Raw genomic sequence first — 19,726 nt, 5'->3', positions numbered from 1 at the left:
AATACGTAATGGTCATAGGGCTTGGACCGTTTCCTTTGAAACCTGAAATGTGATATATTTACTTTGGAATCGGATGGTTTTAGAGAGGAGTTTTGCTATTGTCGCTTAAGAAGTTGCTTACTAACCGTAAATGGCTCTTGGTGGCGTTATCCCTAGTGCTGATTATGGTGCTTTCCGGATGTACCACTAACCATGGAACGATGAAGACCGAAGACCTGCTGCAGGGAAACTTCTGGGAGAAGAATGTTGTTTATTATTTTTCATTAACGTTGGATACGTTTGCAGGGTGGTTTAATGGAGCGTACGGAATTGCGATCCTTATGATCACCATTATTGTACGTTCGGCTATCCTGCCGCTTACGATAAAGCAGATGAAGAGTTCAAAGGCTATGCAAAAGCTGCAGCCGCAGTTGGCTGAGCTGAAGAAAAAGCATAAAGACAATCCGCAAAAGCAGCAAGAGGAGACGATGAAGCTGTTCCAACAGCACAACGTCAATCCACTAGCAGGCTGCTTGCCGATGTTAATCCAGATGCCAGTGTTTATTGCGTTGTATAACGCCATCTATATGAATTCCGCCGTCCGTGACCACCAATTTTTGTGGCTGCAGCTCGGAACGCCGGATCCTTACTATGTCTTGCCTGTAGTTGCGGCTTTGACGACGTTTATTCAATCGAAGATGATGTCTGCACAGATGGCTTCTTCGATGCAATTTATGCTGTTAGTATTCCCGGTTCTGATCTTCGTCATGTCGATCAACTTCCCGGCAGCGCTGCCGTTATACTGGGTATACAGCAATATCTTTACGATTGTGCAGAACTATTTCCTTTATCGAAACAAAGATAAGGAGGTACTACCGGCGAAATGATCACATTGATTGTATCAGGGAAGACAATCGAAGATGCCGTTCAGAAAGGATTGGCACAGCTTGAAGCGACGAAGGACCAAGTTACGGTCCGCGTAATCGATCAGCCGTCGCGGGGGTTGTTTGGACTTATAGGTGTTCGTGCTGCCAAGGTGGAGCTAACGCTTCAAGAGGCACCGGCTAAGGCTATAGAACAATCAGCCATTCGTAAGGCAGATCCATCCGCTCATCTGTCCAGCGTGTCTGTAGCGGACTCCGTATCCGCGCATAAGCCGCAGCAGGCAGGCAAGCATGCACACGAAGAAGCAGCAAGTAATGGAGGAAGTCCTCAAATCGATGGTATTGAAGAAGCGAAGCAATTCGTTTTGGATGTAGCTCGATCGATGGGACTTGAAGTTGAGATTCATGTGGACAAGCGCAAAGATAACATTATGTTTGATATTGCAGGTTCAGATTTAGGTCTCATTATCGGTCGCCGCGGTCAAACGCTTGACTCCTTGCAATACTTGACCAATTTGGTCGCAAATCGATATTCTGATCACCATCTGCGTATTGTACTTGATGCAGAGCAATTCCGTGAACGCCGGAAACAAACCTTAGAATCTTTATCCGAACGACTGGCGAACAAGGTAATTCGCACACGTAAGGAGTTAATGCTCGAACCGATGTCCCCGCAAGAGCGCAAGATTATTCATGCGAAGCTGCAGGATCATCCAAAGGTGAAGACGTACAGCAAGGGTGAAGAGCCTAATCGGCGTATCGTCATCACTTTGAAATCATAAATTATGTTCATGTAGAATAGAACGTTGCTCACATAGACGTGTATAACGCAATGATTGTCTCTGTATTTCAGAGGCAGTCATTGCTTTTTTTCTAAAAAGAACCGATTTTCTGATACAATTGAATAGGCATACGGGCTGGGATTCCGCCATCCAAGCGATGAAAATCCGACTTATAGGCTCTTATATGGAGGGAAGAACGATGATAACAGATACGATTGCTGCAATATCGACACCGCTTGGTGAAGGCGGGATCGCGATCATCCGGGTGAGTGGAGACGATGCGTTAAAGGAAGTAGAGCGCATATTCCGTTCCAAGACAAGGTTGACGGAGGCGGCATCGCATACAATTCAATATGGCTATATCGCAGATCCGAAGACGGATGAGCACATCGAAGAAGTGCTCGTATCCGTGATGAAAGGTCCGCGTTCTTATACAACGGAAGATGTCGTGGAAATAAACACTCATGGTGGCGTTGTGTCCATGAAGCGGGTAATGGAGCTGCTGCTGCAGCAAAATATACGAGTAGCTGAGCCAGGGGAATTCACAAAGCGCGCATTTTTGAACGGGCGTATTGACTTGTCGCAGGCGGAGGCGGTTATGGACCTAATCCGTTCCAAGTCAGATCGTGCGTTTGATGTTGCGATGAAGCAGGCGCAAGGTCAACTATCCACGCGTATTAAAGCCTTACGACAAACGCTTATAGAGACACTTGCCCATATAGAAGTTAATATTGATTACCCCGAACATGATGTGGAAGAGCTGACGAGTAACTATATTCAATCACAGTGCGGAACCGTTCTGAAGGACATCGAAAAATTACTGAAAACGGCTTCGGAAGGTAAAATATTAAGAGAGGGCATCATAACAGCGATAGTTGGACGCCCCAATGTTGGGAAATCGTCATTGTTGAACGCACTAGCACAAGATAACAAAGCAATTGTGACAGATATCCCAGGGACAACTCGCGATGTCATTGAAGAGATGATTACGATCAATGGAATTCCACTCCGTTTGTTGGACACGGCTGGTATACGTGAGACGTCAGACGTTGTAGAACGAATCGGAGTGGAACGCTCGCGTACTGCACTGCAAGATGCCGATCTGATCTTGTTCGTTGTGAACAACAATGAGCCGCTGCATGAGGATGAGCGGGCAATGCTTGCACAAATGCAGGGCAGACAAGTGATTGTAATCGTAAATAAGATGGATCTATCTAATCGATTGGATATGGCGGAGCTGGAGACGCTGAAGGGTACCGTTCGTGTCGTACAGATGTCAGCAATGCTGCAAGAGGGAATTGATGCGCTTGAGGAAGCAATATCAGACTTGTTCTTCACTGGCAAGATTGAATCCCAGGATGTAACGTATGTCAGCAATGTACGTCACATTGGCTTGCTTCACAAGACAAGGCTATCTTTGGAAGATGCAGTTGCTGCTGTACACCAAGGCGTTCCCATCGATATTATCCAGATAGATGTACGTGCTGCATGGGAGCAGCTTGGTGAAATTATCGGTGATGCAGTAGGTGAGTCACTGATTGACCAAATATTCTCGCAATTTTGTCTGGGTAAATAAAGCACCGCAATATTGCTTAATTTTCAATTAAAATTGTAATATGATTAGGGATATGCTTTTGGAATAGAAGAAAGCAAAGGAGGGAATTAGATGCCATTTGTAGCAGGTGAGTATGAGGTAATCGTCATCGGAGCGGGGCATGCAGGCTGCGAAGCGGCACTTGCTTCAGCACGTATGGGCAGTAATACGTTGTTGCTGACGATTAATTTAGATATGGTTGCATTTATGCCCTGCAATCCATCTGTCGGCGGACCCGCAAAAGGACACGTCGTACGAGAAATTGATGCACTGGGCGGCGAAATGGGACGCAATATAGACAAGACATTTATTCAAATGCGCATGCTCAATACCGGTAAAGGCCCGGCAGTTCATGCACTTCGCGCGCAAGCGGATAAATTTCTATATCAGCAAACAATGAAAGAAACAATAGAAAGTACACCTAACTTAACCTTACGTCAAGGAATGGTTGAAGAGCTGCTTGTTGAAGAAGGAAAATGTGTAGGTGTAGAAACGAAAAGTGGCGCTCAATATCGTGCAAAAGCAGTTGTTGTTACGACAGGTACTTATCTTCGAGGCAAAATTATTATGGGCGAGCTGCTGTATGAGAGCGGACCAAATAATCAGCAACCATCCCTGAAGTTGTCGGATAGCCTGAAGCAGCTTGGTTTTGAGCTTGTACGCTTTAAAACAGGGACACCTCCTCGTGTACATGGAGATACAATTGATTTTACCAAGACAGAGATCCAGCCGGGAGACAACAACCCGAAATTTTTCTCATATGAAACAAAGCATTCCGACAATGAGCAGCTGCCTTGTTGGTTAACCTATACATCAGAAGATACTCATCGTATTATCAATGACAACTTACATCGTGCACCGATGTTTTCTGGTGTAATTGAAGGAACCGGTCCGCGATACTGTCCTTCCATAGAAGACAAAATTGTACGCTTTGCGGATAAGTCCAAGCATCAAATTTTTCTAGAACCAGAAGGTAAGAACACGAAAGAATATTATGTTCAAGGTCTGTCCACTAGTATGCCGGAGGACGTACAGTTAAGTATACTGCGGTCAGTCCCAGGCCTCGAAAAAGTGGAAATGATGCGGACGGGTTATGCAATTGAGTATGATGCGATCGTTCCTACCCAGTTATGGCCTTCTTTGGAGACTAAAAAGGTGGAAGGTCTATTTACAGCTGGCCAGATCAACGGTACTTCGGGTTATGAAGAAGCAGCAGGCCAAGGCCTGATGGCTGGCATTAATGCTGCACGCAAGGTACAGGGCAATGAGCCTGTCGTATTGGATCGTTCACAAGGATATATTGGTGTACTTATTGATGATCTAGTCACAAAGGGGACGAATGAACCTTATCGTCTATTGACCTCTCGGGCCGAATATCGTCTGCTGCTGCGTCATGACAATGCGGATCTGAGATTGACACCGATTGGGTATGACATTGGATTAATTACGGGCGAACGATTTGCTGCATTTGAACAAAAAGTAGAGCTTGTGCGTCAGGAGATGGAGCGTTTAAAAGCGACAAAAGTGCGTCCTGACGAAGCCGTACAAGGGATGCTTGCTGAGGCTGGATCAGCGCCGTTGACAAATGGTATCGATGCTTTAACACTGCTCAGACGACCGGAAATAAGTTATGCACATGTGGAAAAGTTATTTCCATCCGATCTTCCTTTAGATGAAGAGATGAAGGAGCAGGTGGAAATTCAGATTAAGTATGCCGGTTATATCGAGAAGCAGTTAATTCAGGTAGAACGTCTGCAAAAGATGGAGAAGAAACGAATTCCGGATGACTTACAATATGAGGATGTGCATGGTCTGGCTATGGAAGCCAAACAGAAGTTGGCGAAGATCCGTCCACTCTCGATTGGTCAAGCAACTCGTATCTCTGGGGTTACGCCGGCAGATATCTCAATTTTGCTTGTTTATCTGGAGCATTATAACCGTGTTACTGCACAAAAGCATGCAAACTCTGATGCAGGCTAACGGAACTTATATAGTGGGGAACGATATACATGGATAACGTACAACAGCAATTTGCAGGCTGGCTGGAACCGTATGGTTTGTCCGTCTCGGAGAGACAATTTGAACAATTGGACCGTTACGTGGAAGTGCTTGCGGATTGGAATGAAAGAATGAATTTAACAGGTATTACGGAACGATCAGCTGTGTATGAGAAGCATTTTTATGATTCTATTACACTTTCGTTTCATGTACCAATGATGAGTGTGCAAAAGATGGCAGATATCGGTTCTGGTGCGGGGTTTCCTGGTATTCCGCTAAAGATTCTGTTTCCTCATATTCAGCTTACGATTATTGATTCTTTAAATAAACGGATTCAATTTTTGGAGCACCTGGCAGGTTCGTTAGAACTTGAAGGGGTTACTTGTGTGCATGCGCGGGCTGAAGAAGCAGCTCGTAAGCCAGAGCACCGTGATAACTACGATCTGGTTACTGCGCGAGCAGTAGCCCGCTTAAACGTACTGAATGAGTTCTGCTTGCCGTTTACACGAAAGGGCGGAGTATTTGCAGCTATGAAGGGGTCCAATCCTACAGATGAGATTGCAGAAGCTGCACGCAGCATGCAAGTGCTGCAAGCCAAGCTGGCGGGGGATCATAAATTGATGCTGCCAGTTGAGCAATCTGAGCGTCATATTGTTGTATTGGAGAAGACAGGTCTTACTCCCAAAGCGTATCCACGGAAACCGGGAACTCCGATTAGGACGCCTATTATCTAAACGTAATACATGGTTGTAAGCTTGAACTTCTGTCCTTTTTTGTGAATGCAAAAGAGGACAGAAGTTTTTTTGTATAAATGGCTGCATATAGGTTTTAAAGAGGATAGGAGATAGCTATCTCAATTTTATGGAATTAATTGTAATGTAAAAATAAGATAAGAGTACGGTCTTATATTCTAATAACTATCTTTTTAGAGATTTATTTTTGAGTTTAAGGGGATTTTATCATCTTTAAACGTCATATTTATGGTAGGATAAGAAGATAAGTAGCGACCATAATTGGTGAATTGTTCCACGTGAAACAGGCTTAAGTCTACTATTTGTTTGTTTATAATTACCAGTATGGGGCTGTTTTTTGTGATCGTTAATTAAGCAAAAGATAGACTCAAGAGGGTAGGGCACGATTTTGATTGAACAAAATTGAAATTGGAACCACTTTTAAGGTGACAAGGATTTAAAGATGTTATGTTCATAAGTTTTTATTACGCTAGTTACCAGAAGGCAGGAAAAAGGCGAGCGACTGGAGAATAATTATGTATCGAGGCATCCTTCGCGTTAAACGAATCAGCATGTTGTTTTAATTGAGGAGATGGCTGTCTCTTTTTATGGGATAAAAGTTTTTCCTGTCACAACGCAACTTGCGTTGCTTCGTAAAGGGCGCTTTCCGAAGAAAGCTGTCAACGTCTCTATGTTCATTTAGAGTGAAAGGTCATCCTTGACAACTCATTTGACTTGCCTGGCATTACTATGAAGTTAGGTGGTATGACTCACAGATGAAAGAACAATTGTCCCGGTTATTTGGTTTTGCGGATCGTCCGGCGCAGGATGAGGTCAAGCAGCTCCCTGTTGATGAGATCGTTATGAGTCCCTATCAGCCACGTACCGTATTTGATGATGATCGGATTGAGGAATTAGCCCAAACGATAAAGACGCATGGTGTCATTCAACCTATCGTTGTTCGTCAGCGCAATGGCAAATATGAAATAATTGCAGGTGAACGCCGATATCGTGCGGTGATGAAGCTTGGTATGGATACCATTCCTGGCATTATCCGTGAAATTAACGATTCCCAGGCCGCATCAATTGCACTTATTGAAAATTTGCAGCGTGAGGGGCTAACGTCTATTGAAGAAGCGATCGCCTACCAAAAGCTAATTGACTTGCATGACCTGACGCAGGAAAGTTTAGCGCAGCGTCTTGGTAAGAGCCAATCGACGATTGCAAATAAAATTCGTCTGCTGCAGCTGCCTGATGAAGTGAAGCAGGCGCTGATGGAACGAAAGGTGACGGAGCGGCACGCAAGGGCGCTACTCGGTCTGGATTCACAAGAGCTGCAACTAAAGCTGTTGGAAGAAATCATTTCGAAAGAGCTTAACGTAAAACAAACAGAAGCAAGAGTTGCATTTTATAAAGAAGTGAATAAATCTAAAAAATCCAAACGTGTATCCTTTACAAAGGATGTTCGTCTGGCATTAAACACGATTCGCCAATCTATAGATATGGTATCCGGTTCAGGATTAGCCATCAAGACGGATGAACGGGATCACGAAGATCATTACGAAATTGTTATTCGTATTCCGAAACGATAAAGAGGCGAAAGTGCTCAAACAGCTAAGTCTATCCTCACAGATGCGCTTTGCCGATAAATGAAGCGGCTTCTTATGCCGCTCTTTTTTTCGAACAGATTCAGGTAGAGTGTATGCGGATACAAATGTATAATGACAAAGTGTGAGTTGGTTGCTTGAGGATGAAATAATCCTTTTAGTGTTTAGAATTATGAGGTTAAGCAGCGAAGAGCAGCTAGATGGACAAGTAGAAAGGGCATTGGGGTGAATAGGAATGGCCAAAGTAATTGCCATTACCAACCAAAAGGGCGGTGTGGGGAAGACAACAACAACCGTCAATTTGGGTGCAGGCTTAGCATTAGTTGGTAAACGAGTACTGCTTGTGGATATCGATCCTCAAGGAAATACAACAAGTGGCATTGGTGTAAATAAAGCTGATGTGACGAATTGTATTTATGATGTCATCATTAATGATATTCATCCGCAAGAAGCCATTATGAAAACGGATATTGAAAATCTTCATATCATTCCGGCTACCATTCAATTGGCAGGCGCTGAGATTGAGTTGGTACCAACGATATCACGTGAAGTAAGGTTAAAGAAGTCCCTTCAGCTTGTTGCGCATCAGTATGACTATATATTGATTGATTGCCCACCATCGTTAGGAATATTAACGATTAATTCGTTAACGGCTGCTCATTCGGTCATTATTCCCATTCAATGTGAATATTACGCGCTCGAAGGGTTGAGCCAATTGCTAAACACGGTTCGTCTGGTACAGAAGCATCTAAATACTGCGCTGCAAATTGAAGGTGTATTATTAACGATGCTGGATGCGCGTACGAATCTGGGTATACAGGTTATCGAAGAAGTGAAGAAGTACTTTCAACAAAAGGTGTATCAAACCATTATTCCTCGGAATATTCGGTTGAGTGAAGCACCATCGCACGGTCAATCGATTATGACTTACGATCCCAAATCGAAAGGTGCAGAAGTGTACCTGGAGCTTGCGAAGGAAGTGGTTTCATATGAGTAAACGTTTAGGGCGTGGACTAGATGCACTGATTCCATCGTTAGCTGTTCAAGATGATGATAAGGTCATTGAAATTCCGCTCAAACAAATAAGACCTAATCCATATCAGCCGCGTAAACATTTTGACGATACATCTATTCAAGAATTAGCTGAATCCATTAAACAGCATGGAGTTATTCAGCCAATTATTGTACGCAGTGTATTAAAGGGACATGAAATTATTGCAGGTGAACGAAGATTTCGTGCATCCCAGTTGCTTGGCCTAGAGCATATCCCCGCTGTTGTTCGTAACTTTACAGATGAGCAAGCAATGGAAATTGCGCTTATTGAGAATTTGCAGCGAGAAAACCTTAATGCTATTGAGCTTGCGCAAGCTTATCAAAATTTAATGGATCAGCTTTCTATGACACAGGAGGAATTATCTGTAAAAGTAGGGAAGTCACGATCACATATTGCTAACTTTTTAAGATTGTTGCAGCTTCCAGATGAAGTAAAAGATTATGTTTCACGTGGAACACTATCTATGGGACATGCCAGGGCAATTGCAGGGGTTAAAGATACCGTAATTGTGAAGCAGTTGGCAAAATCAACCATTGATCAAGAGTGGAGTGTTCGTCAGTTAGAAGAAGCGATTCAATTGATGCATCGAAAAGGTAAGGCTGGAGAAAAGAAGAAATCAATCAGCAAAGACCCTTATCTGGATCAGCTAGAAGAGTCGTTACGGGAACAATTCCGTACTACAGTTAAGATTAAATCGAGCAAAAACAAAGGCAAAATCGAAATTTCATATTTTAGCCAGCAGGATTTGGAACGCTTGTTAGAATTGCTTCAATCGGCGGCTAAATAGTCCCTTGTATAAGAGGTTTAAGAAAAGTCTAATAAAAGATTAGCAAGCTTGGTTGTCATCCGTTGTGAGAAGGATTAAACTAAGAATGCTAATCTTTTTCTTTTATTAATTATGGTATATTATAGAAAAAATATTGTGAGTCCTGTGGTGCAATATGTAAAAACAGGAGATCGATTTACAGATAAAAAAGTATTTTGTTACATTGTTTTAACCACGTTTGTATACCCTGTGAGTTACTATATAGTCAAATCATGAAGTCCACATTTCCGTTCTAACCTGCAAATGTGCAACTTTTAATGTAAAGTCATGAAACGTCCTTCATTCGTAAACGTTAATAATAAACACAAAGTAATAAGGGGGAAGCACCGCAATGGGACAGCATCGTTCCGTTATATATATGGACCACGCGGCTACTTCTTGGCCCAAGCCTGCTGCTGTTCAGGAAGCAATCGTTAAAGCGATGCTGGAGGAAGGGGCTAATCCAGGCAGGGGAGGCCATTGGATGGCTGTCCAAGCTGGGAAACGTCTCATGCGAGCACGAATGGCGTTAGCGAAGCTGTTTGGTATTGCGAATCCAACTGACATAGCATTTACACTAAATGCAACAATGGCCTTAAACATGGCTATACACGGTTATGTTAGACCGGGAGACCATGTGGTAGCTACTGCCGTTGAGCATAATTCGGTACGACGGCCTCTTGAATGGTTGAAGATACATCGAGATGTTCGTGTCACCTATATCGATGCAGATCCGTATGGCAGCTTGAATTTGAACCAATTACAAGATGCAGTGACTGACAATACGAGATTGGTCGTCTGCAATCATAGTTCTAATCTGCTGGGGTCCATTCTTCCCATAGAGGAGATCGCAATGATTGCGCATAAGAAAGGTGCGAAATTACTTGTTGATGGAGCACAATCGGCTGGACTGCTGCCTATTGATGTTCGTAAGATGGGGATTGATATGCTGGCATTTCCGGGACATAAAGGGTTGCTTGGACCTACGGGGACAGGGGGATTGTATATCGATCCAGAACTGGATGTACAACCTATTATTCAAGGGGGTACGGGCAGCCATTCTGACGAGCCGCTGCAACCCGCAACTAGACCTGATCGATATGAAGCGGGGACGCCAAATACGATGGGAATTGCAGGGTTAGAAGCGGGGGTTAACACAGTGCTGCATGAAACAGTTGAGAAACTTTATAATAAAGAGTGGACACTGGCGCAGCGATTGATGGAGGGCCTTCAATCCATAGATACATTGCATATTTTAGGGCCACAGCTAGGTGAGCCTCGTACGGGGATTGTATCCTTTATTTCTTCGACTATGGATAGCGCTGAATTTGCCTTTCGATTGGATCGAGAGTATGGAATTGCTGTTAGGGCGGGATATCACTGCACACCGCTAGCGCATCAAGCAGCAGGGACAATCGCAACTGGCGCCGTACGTGTCAGTGTAGGATGGAATACGACTGATGATGACATTGATACGGTGATAGATGCAATACAGAATATAACAGAACACTCGATAAGGCAGGAGAGCGAACATCAATGAATGAAACGTTAAATCAGGGATTGCCGGTTATGGTATTGGCAACGGCAGTGCTATGCATCATTTTATTTATTATGGTTATGGTGCAAGGATCTAAGCTGAAGAAGCTTCGTCGTAGTTATGAGGGTGTAATGAACGGCAATGGTGTTAACGATTTAGAGTCCGTATTAACTCAAATCCATCTCGATATGGAGAGCATGCAAGTTCGTACGGAAGAACATTCCGAAAAACTTCAAGCGTTGAAGGATAAACTTCGCAAGCATACAGGACATATAGCGGTGCATCGCTATAATGCATTTGGAGAACATGGGAATGATCTCAGCTTCTCGATTGCGCTTATTGACGATGAGCGAGATGGTCTTGTATTTACAGGCATTCATGGGCGCGAGCATACGTACGTCTATGCCAAGCCGCTTGAAAAAGGCCAGTCTGCTTATGCGTTATCGCCAGAAGAGAAACAGGCAGTTGAAGTTGCAGCTACCCGTCAACTGGGTAAGTAACTAGGCATTGGGCTTCAAGCACCAATGCTACGTTGATGGATTAGCACGAAGCAGGGAGTCGTGCAGAGAGTCAGCAATCATATCCGCCATACTCATAACAAGATGAAGCCTTGTATTTTGCAGTACAAAGTATTCCATGAAGCCTCCGATGTTGACAATGCCTGTAATGTGCATGTCGCCAACCGGAGGTAATTGTTTATTTACACCAGCACCAGGTCGAACAGGTCCCGATTGGACTTGAATATGTCCAACGCTGCTGCTTTGACCCAGGCATGCGTCAATGGCGATGATAAAGCTATCCGGATGCTGGAGATGCAGCTGATCAAGTGTATCTTGAAGATTCATTGCATGGACAGGATTGGAGAGCGTACCTAGTGTTGCGTATTGATTGCTGCTATATCTCGTTAACCGACTTCCCACTAATGGACCCAGACAATCGCCCGTAGAACGATCGGTGCCGATACAGATGACAGTTACAGGTTGATGATGCGAACGAAGGCGGAGATGATCAGTGCATGCTTGCACGATGGATTGTTGTGCATTCGGCTTGTCATGTGCAATTTTAGCGGCAACAGGATCTGGAGAAGATAGTGGACGAAATAAGGGAAAATTCATGGGTAATAGCCTCCGTTTCTATGAATGGTAGTATTTAGTATATGGATGAGAGGCTTGTTTTATACTTGTATCAGACATGAAATGAAGCAATTTCATTGATGGAAAATGATTAACTCTACAAATCTTGCAGCAGTGAGAGGAAGAAGCTAAAGTGTCAGCTAACCAGTGGCTTGTGATGGCATTTGATTCGACACAGCAGGCATTACGTGCTGAGATGCTTATGGAATATATGGACATGGACGTAGATACTTACCCAACACCAAAGGAGATCACAGCAGGATGCGCATTATCTATACGATTTCCGGCTGCAATACTAGAGGATGTCACAAAGTTGATAACGACAGAAAGTGTGGTCATACGTGGCATATTCGAACCAGTGGGAGAAGGATATATCTGCGTATGGCCTGAAGATGGGGGAATAGAATAATGAGGTCATATTTACTAGCAGCACAAGGCGAGACTGAGGAGAGTATTGAACAAACCTTAAATGTATTTGAAAAATGGAAGGATACAACGTTCAAATGGTTAACTGATAGTGCAACATGGGAATTGTTATTTATTAATACAGTAAAGATATTACTAATTGTGGTGCTTACACGAATTGCGATCAAGGTCGTGCACCGTATGATTAATCATGCCATGTCGGCTAAGGAGCAGAGCCGAGTGACAGTAAACCCGCGACGCTTGGTTACCGTGGGCAAGCTGCTCAAAAATGTTACATCGTTAGCCATGAATTTTATTATGATTATGTTTATTTTATCTGTGTTCCACATTAATTTGGCACCTCTATTAGCAGGGGCTGGAGTCATTGGTCTTGCGATCGGCTTTGGCGCACAGAGCCTAGTCAAAGATGTGATGACAGGATTTTTTATCATCTTTGAGGACCAGTTTGCCGTTGGTGATGTGATTAAGGTAGGTCAGTTCCAAGGTACGGTTGAGATGATTGGACTGCGGTCGACTCGTATTCATAGCTGGACAGGCGAAGTATTTATTATTCCAAACGGTAATATCACAGATGTGACTAATTTCTCATTAAATAACTCGATAGCCGTTGTCGATATCTCAATTGCGTACGAAGAAAATATAGAGAAAGCCACGGAAGTTATGAAAAATACGTTGGCAGATATGCCTGAACGCGATGATAATGTTGTAAACGTGCCGCAGGTTCTTGGTGTACAGCAGCTGGGTGCTTCAGAGATTATTATTCGAATAATTACGGAATGCCGACCATCAACCCAAGCTTCTGTTTCCCGTCATATTAATAAGGAACTTAAGAAAGCACTTGATGAGCACGGAATTGAAATTCCATATCCGCGTGTAGTGACATTACATAGACAAGAACAGGGAGGAATCAATTATGGAGCGTAAGGTGTTTGGGCTTGGTGATATTGTTCAAATGAAGAAGCCTCATCCATGCGGTACAAATGAAATGGAAATTATCCGTATGGGAATGGATATTCGAATTAAATGTGTAGGATGCAAGCATAGTGTGATGATTCCTCGTGCCAAGTTCGAAAAAAGCATGAAAAAAGTGCTCCAAGCCGCGCCGCGCGATTCTATTAAAGACGATGAAAATAGTATTTATTAAGTGATAAGCCATTAAATAAGCAGCAGGATGTGGTAATTATGATTTATCCGTTTGAACGATAGGAGACGGATAAAGGAAATGTCGGTTATTTTCCAAAAAAAGTGACTATGCTATTGCATCCTGCTTGTTAATATGGTATAATCACTTATGCTGTGGAAAGGTACCCAAGAGGCCCAAGGGGGTTGACTCGAAATCAACTAGGCGTCGCGAGGCGTGCGTGGGTTCGAATCCCACCCTTTCCGCCACCATATTTTTTGATCTGGATGACATCCACGATCGAATCATGGATACATAATGAATTGACGATACCTTCTTACGTTACTACGTGAGGGGTATTTTTGCGTTTTAGAGCTTGAAAGGGACATGGAGCGTGCGATGTATCTTCCACATCGTACCGCTAATGAGAATTCAATATAGCGTGGACAATTTATAAATCTACATTTTCTCATCTAAGATGTAAAGTCACATAAAGTCATTAAAACTGACTTGTGTGATACTCGTAACCGCTGCCTCTTCCCGTGCATATTCATAATATGGGCTGACCTATATGTTATGCATGTCAGGAGGATTACAATGAAGGGAAACATTTATTTTCTATTTGCAGGGCTGCTGCTCGCTTTTGTATCTAATACCCTTGGTGATGGATGGATAGCTCATGTTCTGGTTTATCCGGCTGCTTCGTGTCTGCTGTTGTCACTGTTATTATCGATGCCGGTGTTTAAAGAGCTGTTAGATAATCAGGCAACTCATAAGAGAGCTATTCAAATCGCCGTAACTGCAGTTGCCACCTTGATCAGTTATCAGTTCACCATTATTTGTGCAGTAGATGGTGAGTGGAATTTGGCTGTTGCGGGGAGTCTGATATTTCTAGGGGTTGGAGCACAGTTGATCCGACTTTTATCAAGACCTAAGTTAAAATAATCATAAATGAAGAGACCTTATTTGCATAAGGTCTCTTTCTGGTGACGGTGCTTTATTGGGACTATTCGAATACTTCACGTCTGATCGCTTGGAACATGCATGGTATTTAGCCACACTTGCTTTGTGTTTGGGACTTAATAGTCTTTAGCACAACCCCTCGCTTCTCTTCATTGTTGTATAAGACAAGCCTGCTCTGGTTCAACTGCTCCATTGTTCAATGGAACCACACCTCGCTTTGCACCGTCAGTAATTATTATGACCACCATTCAAATTATTATACATCGTTATTTACAAAAAATTAATGAACCATTGCATGGGACTTCTTTTTCCACTTGCGATCTTTGTTAGTGGTATCCGGAAATTTCTCACCTTTGGCTAACTTGATTTGCTTAGGATTCTGAATCTCCGTATGGAAGCTTACTTCGCCAACCTCCATGTAGATGCCATCATTGGGGGCTCGATCGCCTGGATTGTATTCGGTACGTTCACCCATTGTACTTTCCTCCATTCATCGTAATTGTTGAGGCACTCCGTATTATGCGACTGAAGGAGATATTCAATGAGTGGGAATCGGATGTAATTTAACATTGGTTTAAAGAAAATGCTTTCCAAGTTGCCGACGAGCATTTTCAATGCGTTTTGTCGTCATGGAAACAAGCTTCCAGTTGCGTTAATCGCCTGTATTTGATATATTAATTTAGTGCGAGTTTTACTGACTCGTACTCCTTGTTCCTGGCGCAAATCCAGGGGCCAAAGTCCATAAGGAGGTGAAATATATGCGCAAGTACGAATTGATGTACATCATTCGTCCGGACATCGAGCAAGAAGCTGTTCAAGCTGCTGTCGAAAAATTCCAGGGCGTCATCTCTAACGGCGGTGAAATTACGAAGCACGATGTAATGGGTAAACGCCGTCTTGCGTACGAGATCAAGAAATTCCGTGATGGTGTCTATGTGTTGGTTAACTTCACAGCAGAACCTGCAGTTGTTGCGGAATTGGATCGTCAGTTGAAGATTTCTGACGATGTTATCCGTCATCTCGTCGTAAACGATGTGGCTTAATGCCAACCATGAATCTTGTCTGATTCGTAAACAAGCTGTTGAAGGAGGGATACGATGTTAAATCGCGTCATTTTGATTGGTCGTCTGACAAGAGACCCTGAATTACGCTACACGCCTGCGGGTGTTGCGGTAACGCAATTTACCATTGCAGTAGATCGACCGTTTTCTAGTCAGGGCGGCGAACGTGAAGCGGACTTTATTCCTGTCGTCACTTGGCGGCAGTTAGCAGAGACATGTGCAAATTATTTGCGTAAAGGTCGGCTAACCGCGGTAGAAGGACGCATTCAAGTACGTAATTATGAGAATAACGAAGGTAAACGTGTATACGTGACGGAAGTTATAGCTGATAATGTACGTTTCTTGGAATCCAATCGCGATAGCGGCGGTTCTCGCAGCGATGATATGGGTGGAGGTTATAGCGCACCAGCGCCTAACCAACAGCAACAGCAATTCTCCCAGCCACGCAGCGGTAACAATTCCAGCTATAATCGCGGTCCATCAGCGGATCCATTCTCCGACGACGGCAAACCGATCGACATATCGGATGATGATTTGCCATTCTAAGATGCTGCTAGCAGCAACTGGAGCGGAATTTTAAGAGAAGGAGTTGGACAGAATGAGCTTTAAGCAAAATGATGGCGGCGAACGCGGCGAACGTAAATTCGGCGGACGTCGTGGCCGTAACAAGCGCCGTAAAGTGTGCTTCTTTACTGCTAACAAGATCAAACACATCGATTATAAAGATATCGACCTGTTGAAGAAATTCATCAGCGAGCGCGGCAAAATCTTGCCACGTCGTGTAACAGGTACAAGTGCAAAGTACCAACGTGCGTTGACAATCGCAATCAAGCGTTCCCGTCAAGTAGCGTTGTTGCCATACACTACGGAGTAGTTCTTACTCCTGCACAGAAGGCTGTTCTCTCGTCATTTCGTATGACAGAGGACAGCCTCTTTGTGTTATTGATTACATCAATTACCTGATTACCTGATAGCATTCCACGATACCTGGAATATGGAGCTATGGAGCAGGACTATGGCCTTGTTAAGGTTATCGTTAACCAGTTGTTGAAGATCAACCAAGGCGGCAGATAATGAGATAGTTATAAATTCCTCAAATATAGATTACATCCAAACTTTGTCACACGACGACATTTTAATATCCCTCAAAAACTAGTAGAAAATAATTACAGTTAACTACTGTAACATTAGTTAAATTTTAAATATATATTGGCTAATTACGCCACAATATTGTAAAAATTGTCTCAATATAAGGTCGTAACTGGAATTTTCTTTAAGATTTTCATTCCATTTTCTGAAAAAATTAACGTGGAGACAATTTGGTATTTTATTTTTTGCTGTCGACCTAGTAAAATAGACATATTGTTTTGCTAGTACTTGCATGTATGAAATGTCATATGTACACATATCTATGCAAAATGAATCGTTGTATACGCACCTAAATAGTCATTCTTTACAATACCGCCTAGACAGATAAAAAGCGGAGGCCATGCTCATCCTAAACGTTAATGGAGGAGGGTGTGCCATGGAGGATTGGCTCGCGGTTGCAGGACGAACTTGGTTGGCGATGGCTGTGTTATTTATAATGACAAAGCTGCTTGGTAAGCGGCAGGTATCGCAGCTGTCCTTATTTGAGTATATGACGGGTTTAACGATTGGTGGTCTAGTCGTATATATTTCATTAAATACGGATGGCCAATGGGTTCTAGGGGTCTTATCTTTATTGGTATGGGTATTTACTTTGCTGGGGATTGAATGGCTGCAGCTGAAGAGCAAGCGATTCCGTGACGTCGTGCACAGCAGCGGGACAGTACTGATCCAGAATGGTCGTATTCTGGAACAAAACATGCGTAAAGAACGTCTGACGATTGATGAAATGATGACGCAGCTGCGCAATCGTAACGCTTTTCACTTGGCTGACGTTGAATTTGCCATTATGGAACCAAGCGGTGAAATTAACGTGTTGTTAAAAAGGGAACATCAGCCGATTACGTTAAGGCATTTCCATAAGGAGTTGATAGCCGAGCACGAGCCAGTCATCGTGCTGATGGACGGATCAATTTTGGAGCAGGAGCTGTATCGTATCGGCAAGGATGCATCGTGGCTGCGGATGGAGTTATACAAACGGGGACTGCACGAACACGATGTATTTATTGTTGAGGTCAATTCTAATTTTCAATTATTTATTGATTTATTTAATCAACCGAAAAAGCTCAAGCGTGCACACCGAATCAAATAAAAATAACATGTGGTCGAAGCAGATCACGCGGTGTGCGGATGAACAATAGGATTGAGCTTAAGTCAATTGGGATATTAACGGGATGGATTCAATAATCTCAGGGGAAGAAGTGGAACAAGTGGAAAAAATGGAAAAGAGAAAAAAGAAAAAAGGTAAAAACACAGCTAGGAAATGGTGGATCATATTAGGTGTTGTACTTATTCTTGGACTTAGCGGTTTTATTTTCCGGAAGCAACTAGCCATTTTTGCATTTGATGTATTTTTATCCGGATCAGTGGAAGATAAGCTGTCAGATTCTTATAAGCCAATTAAAGGCAAGCCTGAAGTCAATCGAGAAATTACAGAGCCGTTCTCTGCTCTTCTTCTTGGAGTCGATCAGCGGGATCATGAAATTGGACGATCAGATACGATCATTTTCTCAGTTGTGCGCCCGAAGGACAACAAAGTATTGCTCGTCTCAATACCGCGTGATACGTACACCGAGATTATAGGACACGGATCGTCAGACAAGATCAACCATGCCTTTGCTTTCGGTAGCGCTAATAAGGAGATTGGCGGTCCAAAAATGAGTATGGATACAGTCGGTAATTTGTTGGATCATGAGATTAATCATTATGCAACGATTAACTTCGAGGGGCTTAAAGACGTAGTTGATGCCGTGGGCGGTGTGAAGCTGCCGATTAAAGAGGATATCGTCAATAAGGCAGCAGAGCATGAGAAGTTCCGTATAGAGGCAAATAAGCCAATTTACAGTGGTCAAGAAGCACTTTACTTTGTACGCTACCGTGAGGATTCGGACATGAATCGAACGGAGCGCCATCGTATCTTCTTGAAGGCGATCATGGATCGGGCTATTGAGATGGACCAGATTACTAAAATTCCAAGCCTGATGGACATTATGGGCAAGAATTTTACGACAGATATGAGGCCTCGTTATATGATTGACTTGGCGAAACAGATGTTCCAAATGGATGGGGCGCCGACCATTAATAGTTATATGCTGCATGGCGAAGGTAAACGGATTGATGGTGTGTGGTACTATCTTCCGAATGAAGAAGATCTCACATACATCAAGAGTTTAATTACGAATTGGATGGACCCTAAGACAGAGTCGGCTCAATTGATGATACCTCGCAAGATGAAAGAAGAATAAGGATGAAGTTTACAGGTCAGCCGCAGCTCTTGCGGCTGACTTTTGTTTTTAAACCTCAAAATGTGTTAATTTAAGGGTAGGGAAAAGTATAAGTAGGTTCGTCTTATGAATTGAGGAGGAGAACGAAGGAATGAACATTGCTTTTTTCTTGCTGCCAAAAGTTGAAGTTGTTTGCGTAAGCGATCAGGCCACACTGCGGCAAACACTTGAGCGTATGGAGTATCATCGTTATACGGCAGTGCCAATCATTAATGATCAAGGGGAATACGTAGGTACCGTCACAGAAGGCGATCTGCTCTGGCATATGAAGAACTCTAACGGCGAGATCTCGTTTGAAAATGCGGCTAAGTTTACGTTGAAGGATGTACAATTAAATATGAGAATTCAATCCGTAAGGATAGATTCCAACATGGAAGATTTGATCAATCTAGCCAAGGTGCAGAACTTTGTTCCGGTAGTCGATGATCGGAACCGTTTTATCGGAATTGTGAGACGGAGCCAGATCATTGAATATTGCGAGCAGTACGTGATGAAGGCTATAGACGCGCACTAATTATGTTATAATGAAGAATAATGCATGTTCGGAAAGGATGTGGAATATCTAGCGATGCAGAGGGAATTGGCTATTGCTAAGCATGCCAAGATCGCGGAGAGGTTAAT

General features: G+C 43.2%; 22 protein-coding genes and 1 tRNA gene. 21 read left to right on the top strand and 2 right to left on the bottom strand.

Annotation, left to right across the window (positions count from 1 at the left end):
- Positions 1-98 precede the first annotated feature (98 nt).
- The 10 genes from MH117_RS13250 (at position 99) to MH117_RS13205 (ending at position 11,471) form a co-directional block, all read left to right on the top strand.
- Positions 99-866: a YidC/Oxa1 family membrane protein insertase gene (locus MH117_RS13250; protein WP_239329185.1), complete on the top strand. Its 768-nt coding sequence runs from the start codon at positions 99-101 to the stop codon at positions 864-866.
- Entirely contained in the window at positions 863-1,645 is a 783-nt protein-coding gene (jag, locus tag MH117_RS13245; protein ID WP_239329183.1) for an RNA-binding cell elongation regulator Jag/EloR, read from the top strand. Before MH117_RS13250 ends, jag begins: the two co-directional genes overlap by 4 nt.
- A 199-nt stretch (positions 1,646-1,844) precedes the next feature.
- Positions 1,845-3,221 carry a tRNA uridine-5-carboxymethylaminomethyl(34) synthesis GTPase MnmE gene (gene mnmE / locus MH117_RS13240; RefSeq protein ID WP_239329182.1) on the top strand — a complete coding sequence of 459 codons (1,377 nt, stop codon included), beginning with the start codon at positions 1,845-1,847 and terminating at the stop codon, positions 3,219-3,221.
- A gap of 90 nt (positions 3,222-3,311) precedes the next feature.
- Entirely contained in the window at positions 3,312-5,219 is a 1,908-nt protein-coding gene (gene mnmG, locus MH117_RS13235; RefSeq protein WP_239329181.1) for a tRNA uridine-5-carboxymethylaminomethyl(34) synthesis enzyme MnmG, read from the top strand.
- Positions 5,220-5,248: 29 nt separating this feature from the next.
- A complete protein-coding gene (gene rsmG, locus MH117_RS13230) occupies positions 5,249-5,971 on the top strand; it encodes a 16S rRNA (guanine(527)-N(7))-methyltransferase RsmG (RefSeq protein ID WP_239329180.1) in 723 nt (240 codons plus the stop codon).
- Positions 5,972-6,744: 773 nt separating this feature from the next.
- Complete coding sequence (gene noc / locus MH117_RS13225; protein WP_239329179.1) at positions 6,745-7,560, top strand: nucleoid occlusion protein; 816 nt, start codon at positions 6,745-6,747, stop codon at positions 7,558-7,560.
- Positions 7,561-7,810: 250 nt separating this feature from the next.
- The gene (locus MH117_RS13220; RefSeq protein WP_239329178.1) at positions 7,811-8,572 is read left to right on the top strand and encodes a ParA family protein; all 762 of its coding nucleotides are present in this window, start codon (positions 7,811-7,813) and stop codon (positions 8,570-8,572) included.
- Entirely contained in the window at positions 8,565-9,416 is an 852-nt protein-coding gene (locus MH117_RS13215) for a ParB/RepB/Spo0J family partition protein (protein ID WP_239329177.1), read from the top strand. The genes MH117_RS13220 and MH117_RS13215 overlap by 8 nt, the downstream gene beginning before the upstream one ends.
- A 370-nt stretch (positions 9,417-9,786) precedes the next feature.
- Positions 9,787-10,974 (top strand): aminotransferase class V-fold PLP-dependent enzyme, encoded by a 1,188-nt coding sequence (locus MH117_RS13210; RefSeq protein ID WP_239329176.1) that lies wholly within the window; start codon positions 9,787-9,789, stop codon positions 10,972-10,974.
- On the top strand, positions 10,971-11,471 hold the full coding sequence (locus MH117_RS13205) for a DUF4446 family protein (protein ID WP_239329175.1): 501 nt from the start codon (positions 10,971-10,973) through the stop codon (positions 11,469-11,471). Before MH117_RS13210 ends, MH117_RS13205 begins: the two co-directional genes overlap by 4 nt.
- 27 nt (positions 11,472-11,498) lie before the next feature.
- Here MH117_RS13205 and yyaC read toward each other — a convergent pair whose 3' ends face one another.
- Positions 11,499-12,086 (bottom strand): spore protease YyaC, encoded by a 588-nt coding sequence (gene yyaC / locus MH117_RS13200; protein WP_239329174.1) that lies wholly within the window; start codon positions 12,084-12,086, stop codon positions 11,499-11,501.
- A 175-nt stretch (positions 12,087-12,261) separates the two neighbouring features.
- Between yyaC and MH117_RS13195 the strand changes: the two genes are divergently transcribed.
- From MH117_RS13195 to MH117_RS13175, 5 genes are all read left to right on the top strand, one after another.
- A complete protein-coding gene (locus MH117_RS13195; protein WP_239329228.1) occupies positions 12,262-12,513 on the top strand; it encodes a putative Se/S carrier protein in 252 nt (83 codons plus the stop codon).
- Positions 12,513-13,454: a mechanosensitive ion channel family protein gene (locus MH117_RS13190; RefSeq protein ID WP_239329173.1), complete on the top strand. Its 942-nt coding sequence runs from the start codon at positions 12,513-12,515 to the stop codon at positions 13,452-13,454. Before MH117_RS13195 ends, MH117_RS13190 begins: the two co-directional genes overlap by 1 nt.
- Positions 13,444-13,674: a DUF951 domain-containing protein gene (locus MH117_RS13185; protein ID WP_239329172.1), complete on the top strand. Its 231-nt coding sequence runs from the start codon at positions 13,444-13,446 to the stop codon at positions 13,672-13,674. The genes MH117_RS13190 and MH117_RS13185 overlap by 11 nt, the downstream gene beginning before the upstream one ends.
- 154 nt (positions 13,675-13,828) lie before the next feature.
- Positions 13,829-13,919 (top strand) — tRNA-Ser (locus MH117_RS13180).
- Between the two features lie 328 nt (positions 13,920-14,247).
- Positions 14,248-14,595, top strand: a complete 348-nt coding sequence (locus MH117_RS13175; protein ID WP_239329171.1) for a hypothetical protein — start codon at positions 14,248-14,250, stop codon at positions 14,593-14,595.
- Between the two features lie 298 nt (positions 14,596-14,893).
- Here the strand turns inward: MH117_RS13175 and MH117_RS13170 are convergent, their stop codons facing one another.
- Positions 14,894-15,088: a YjzC family protein gene (locus MH117_RS13170; protein ID WP_239329170.1), complete on the bottom strand. Its 195-nt coding sequence runs from the start codon at positions 15,086-15,088 to the stop codon at positions 14,894-14,896.
- Positions 15,089-15,371: 283 nt separating this feature from the next.
- Between MH117_RS13170 and rpsF the strand changes: the two genes are divergently transcribed.
- The 6 genes from rpsF to MH117_RS13140 all read left to right on the top strand — a co-directional run bounded on the left by rpsF (position 15,372) and on the right by MH117_RS13140 (position 19,619).
- Positions 15,372-15,656 carry a 30S ribosomal protein S6 gene (rpsF, locus tag MH117_RS13165; RefSeq protein WP_028543648.1) on the top strand — a complete coding sequence of 95 codons (285 nt, stop codon included), beginning with the start codon at positions 15,372-15,374 and terminating at the stop codon, positions 15,654-15,656.
- Between the two features lie 54 nt (positions 15,657-15,710).
- Positions 15,711-16,220: a single-stranded DNA-binding protein gene (ssb, locus tag MH117_RS13160; protein WP_239329169.1), complete on the top strand. Its 510-nt coding sequence runs from the start codon at positions 15,711-15,713 to the stop codon at positions 16,218-16,220.
- 52 nt (positions 16,221-16,272) lie between these two features.
- Complete coding sequence (rpsR, locus tag MH117_RS13155) at positions 16,273-16,548, top strand: 30S ribosomal protein S18 (protein WP_028543650.1); 276 nt, start codon at positions 16,273-16,275, stop codon at positions 16,546-16,548.
- Positions 16,549-17,199: 651 nt separating this feature from the next.
- Entirely contained in the window at positions 17,200-17,913 is a 714-nt protein-coding gene (locus tag MH117_RS13150; RefSeq protein WP_239329168.1) for a DUF421 domain-containing protein, read from the top strand.
- 82 nt (positions 17,914-17,995) lie between these two features.
- Positions 17,996-19,066 carry an LCP family protein gene (locus MH117_RS13145; protein WP_343224461.1) on the top strand — a complete coding sequence of 357 codons (1,071 nt, stop codon included), beginning with the start codon at positions 17,996-17,998 and terminating at the stop codon, positions 19,064-19,066.
- 130 nt (positions 19,067-19,196) lie between these two features.
- Complete coding sequence (locus MH117_RS13140; RefSeq protein ID WP_239329167.1) at positions 19,197-19,619, top strand: CBS domain-containing protein; 423 nt, start codon at positions 19,197-19,199, stop codon at positions 19,617-19,619.
- The last annotated feature ends 107 nt before the right edge of the window (positions 19,620-19,726 follow it).

It is taken from the genome of Paenibacillus sp. ACRRX (genome assembly GCF_022346885.1).
Classification (GTDB): domain Bacteria; phylum Bacillota; class Bacilli; order Paenibacillales; family Paenibacillaceae; genus Paenibacillus_B.
This window is presented reverse-complemented; position numbering and strand designations above follow the sequence as displayed.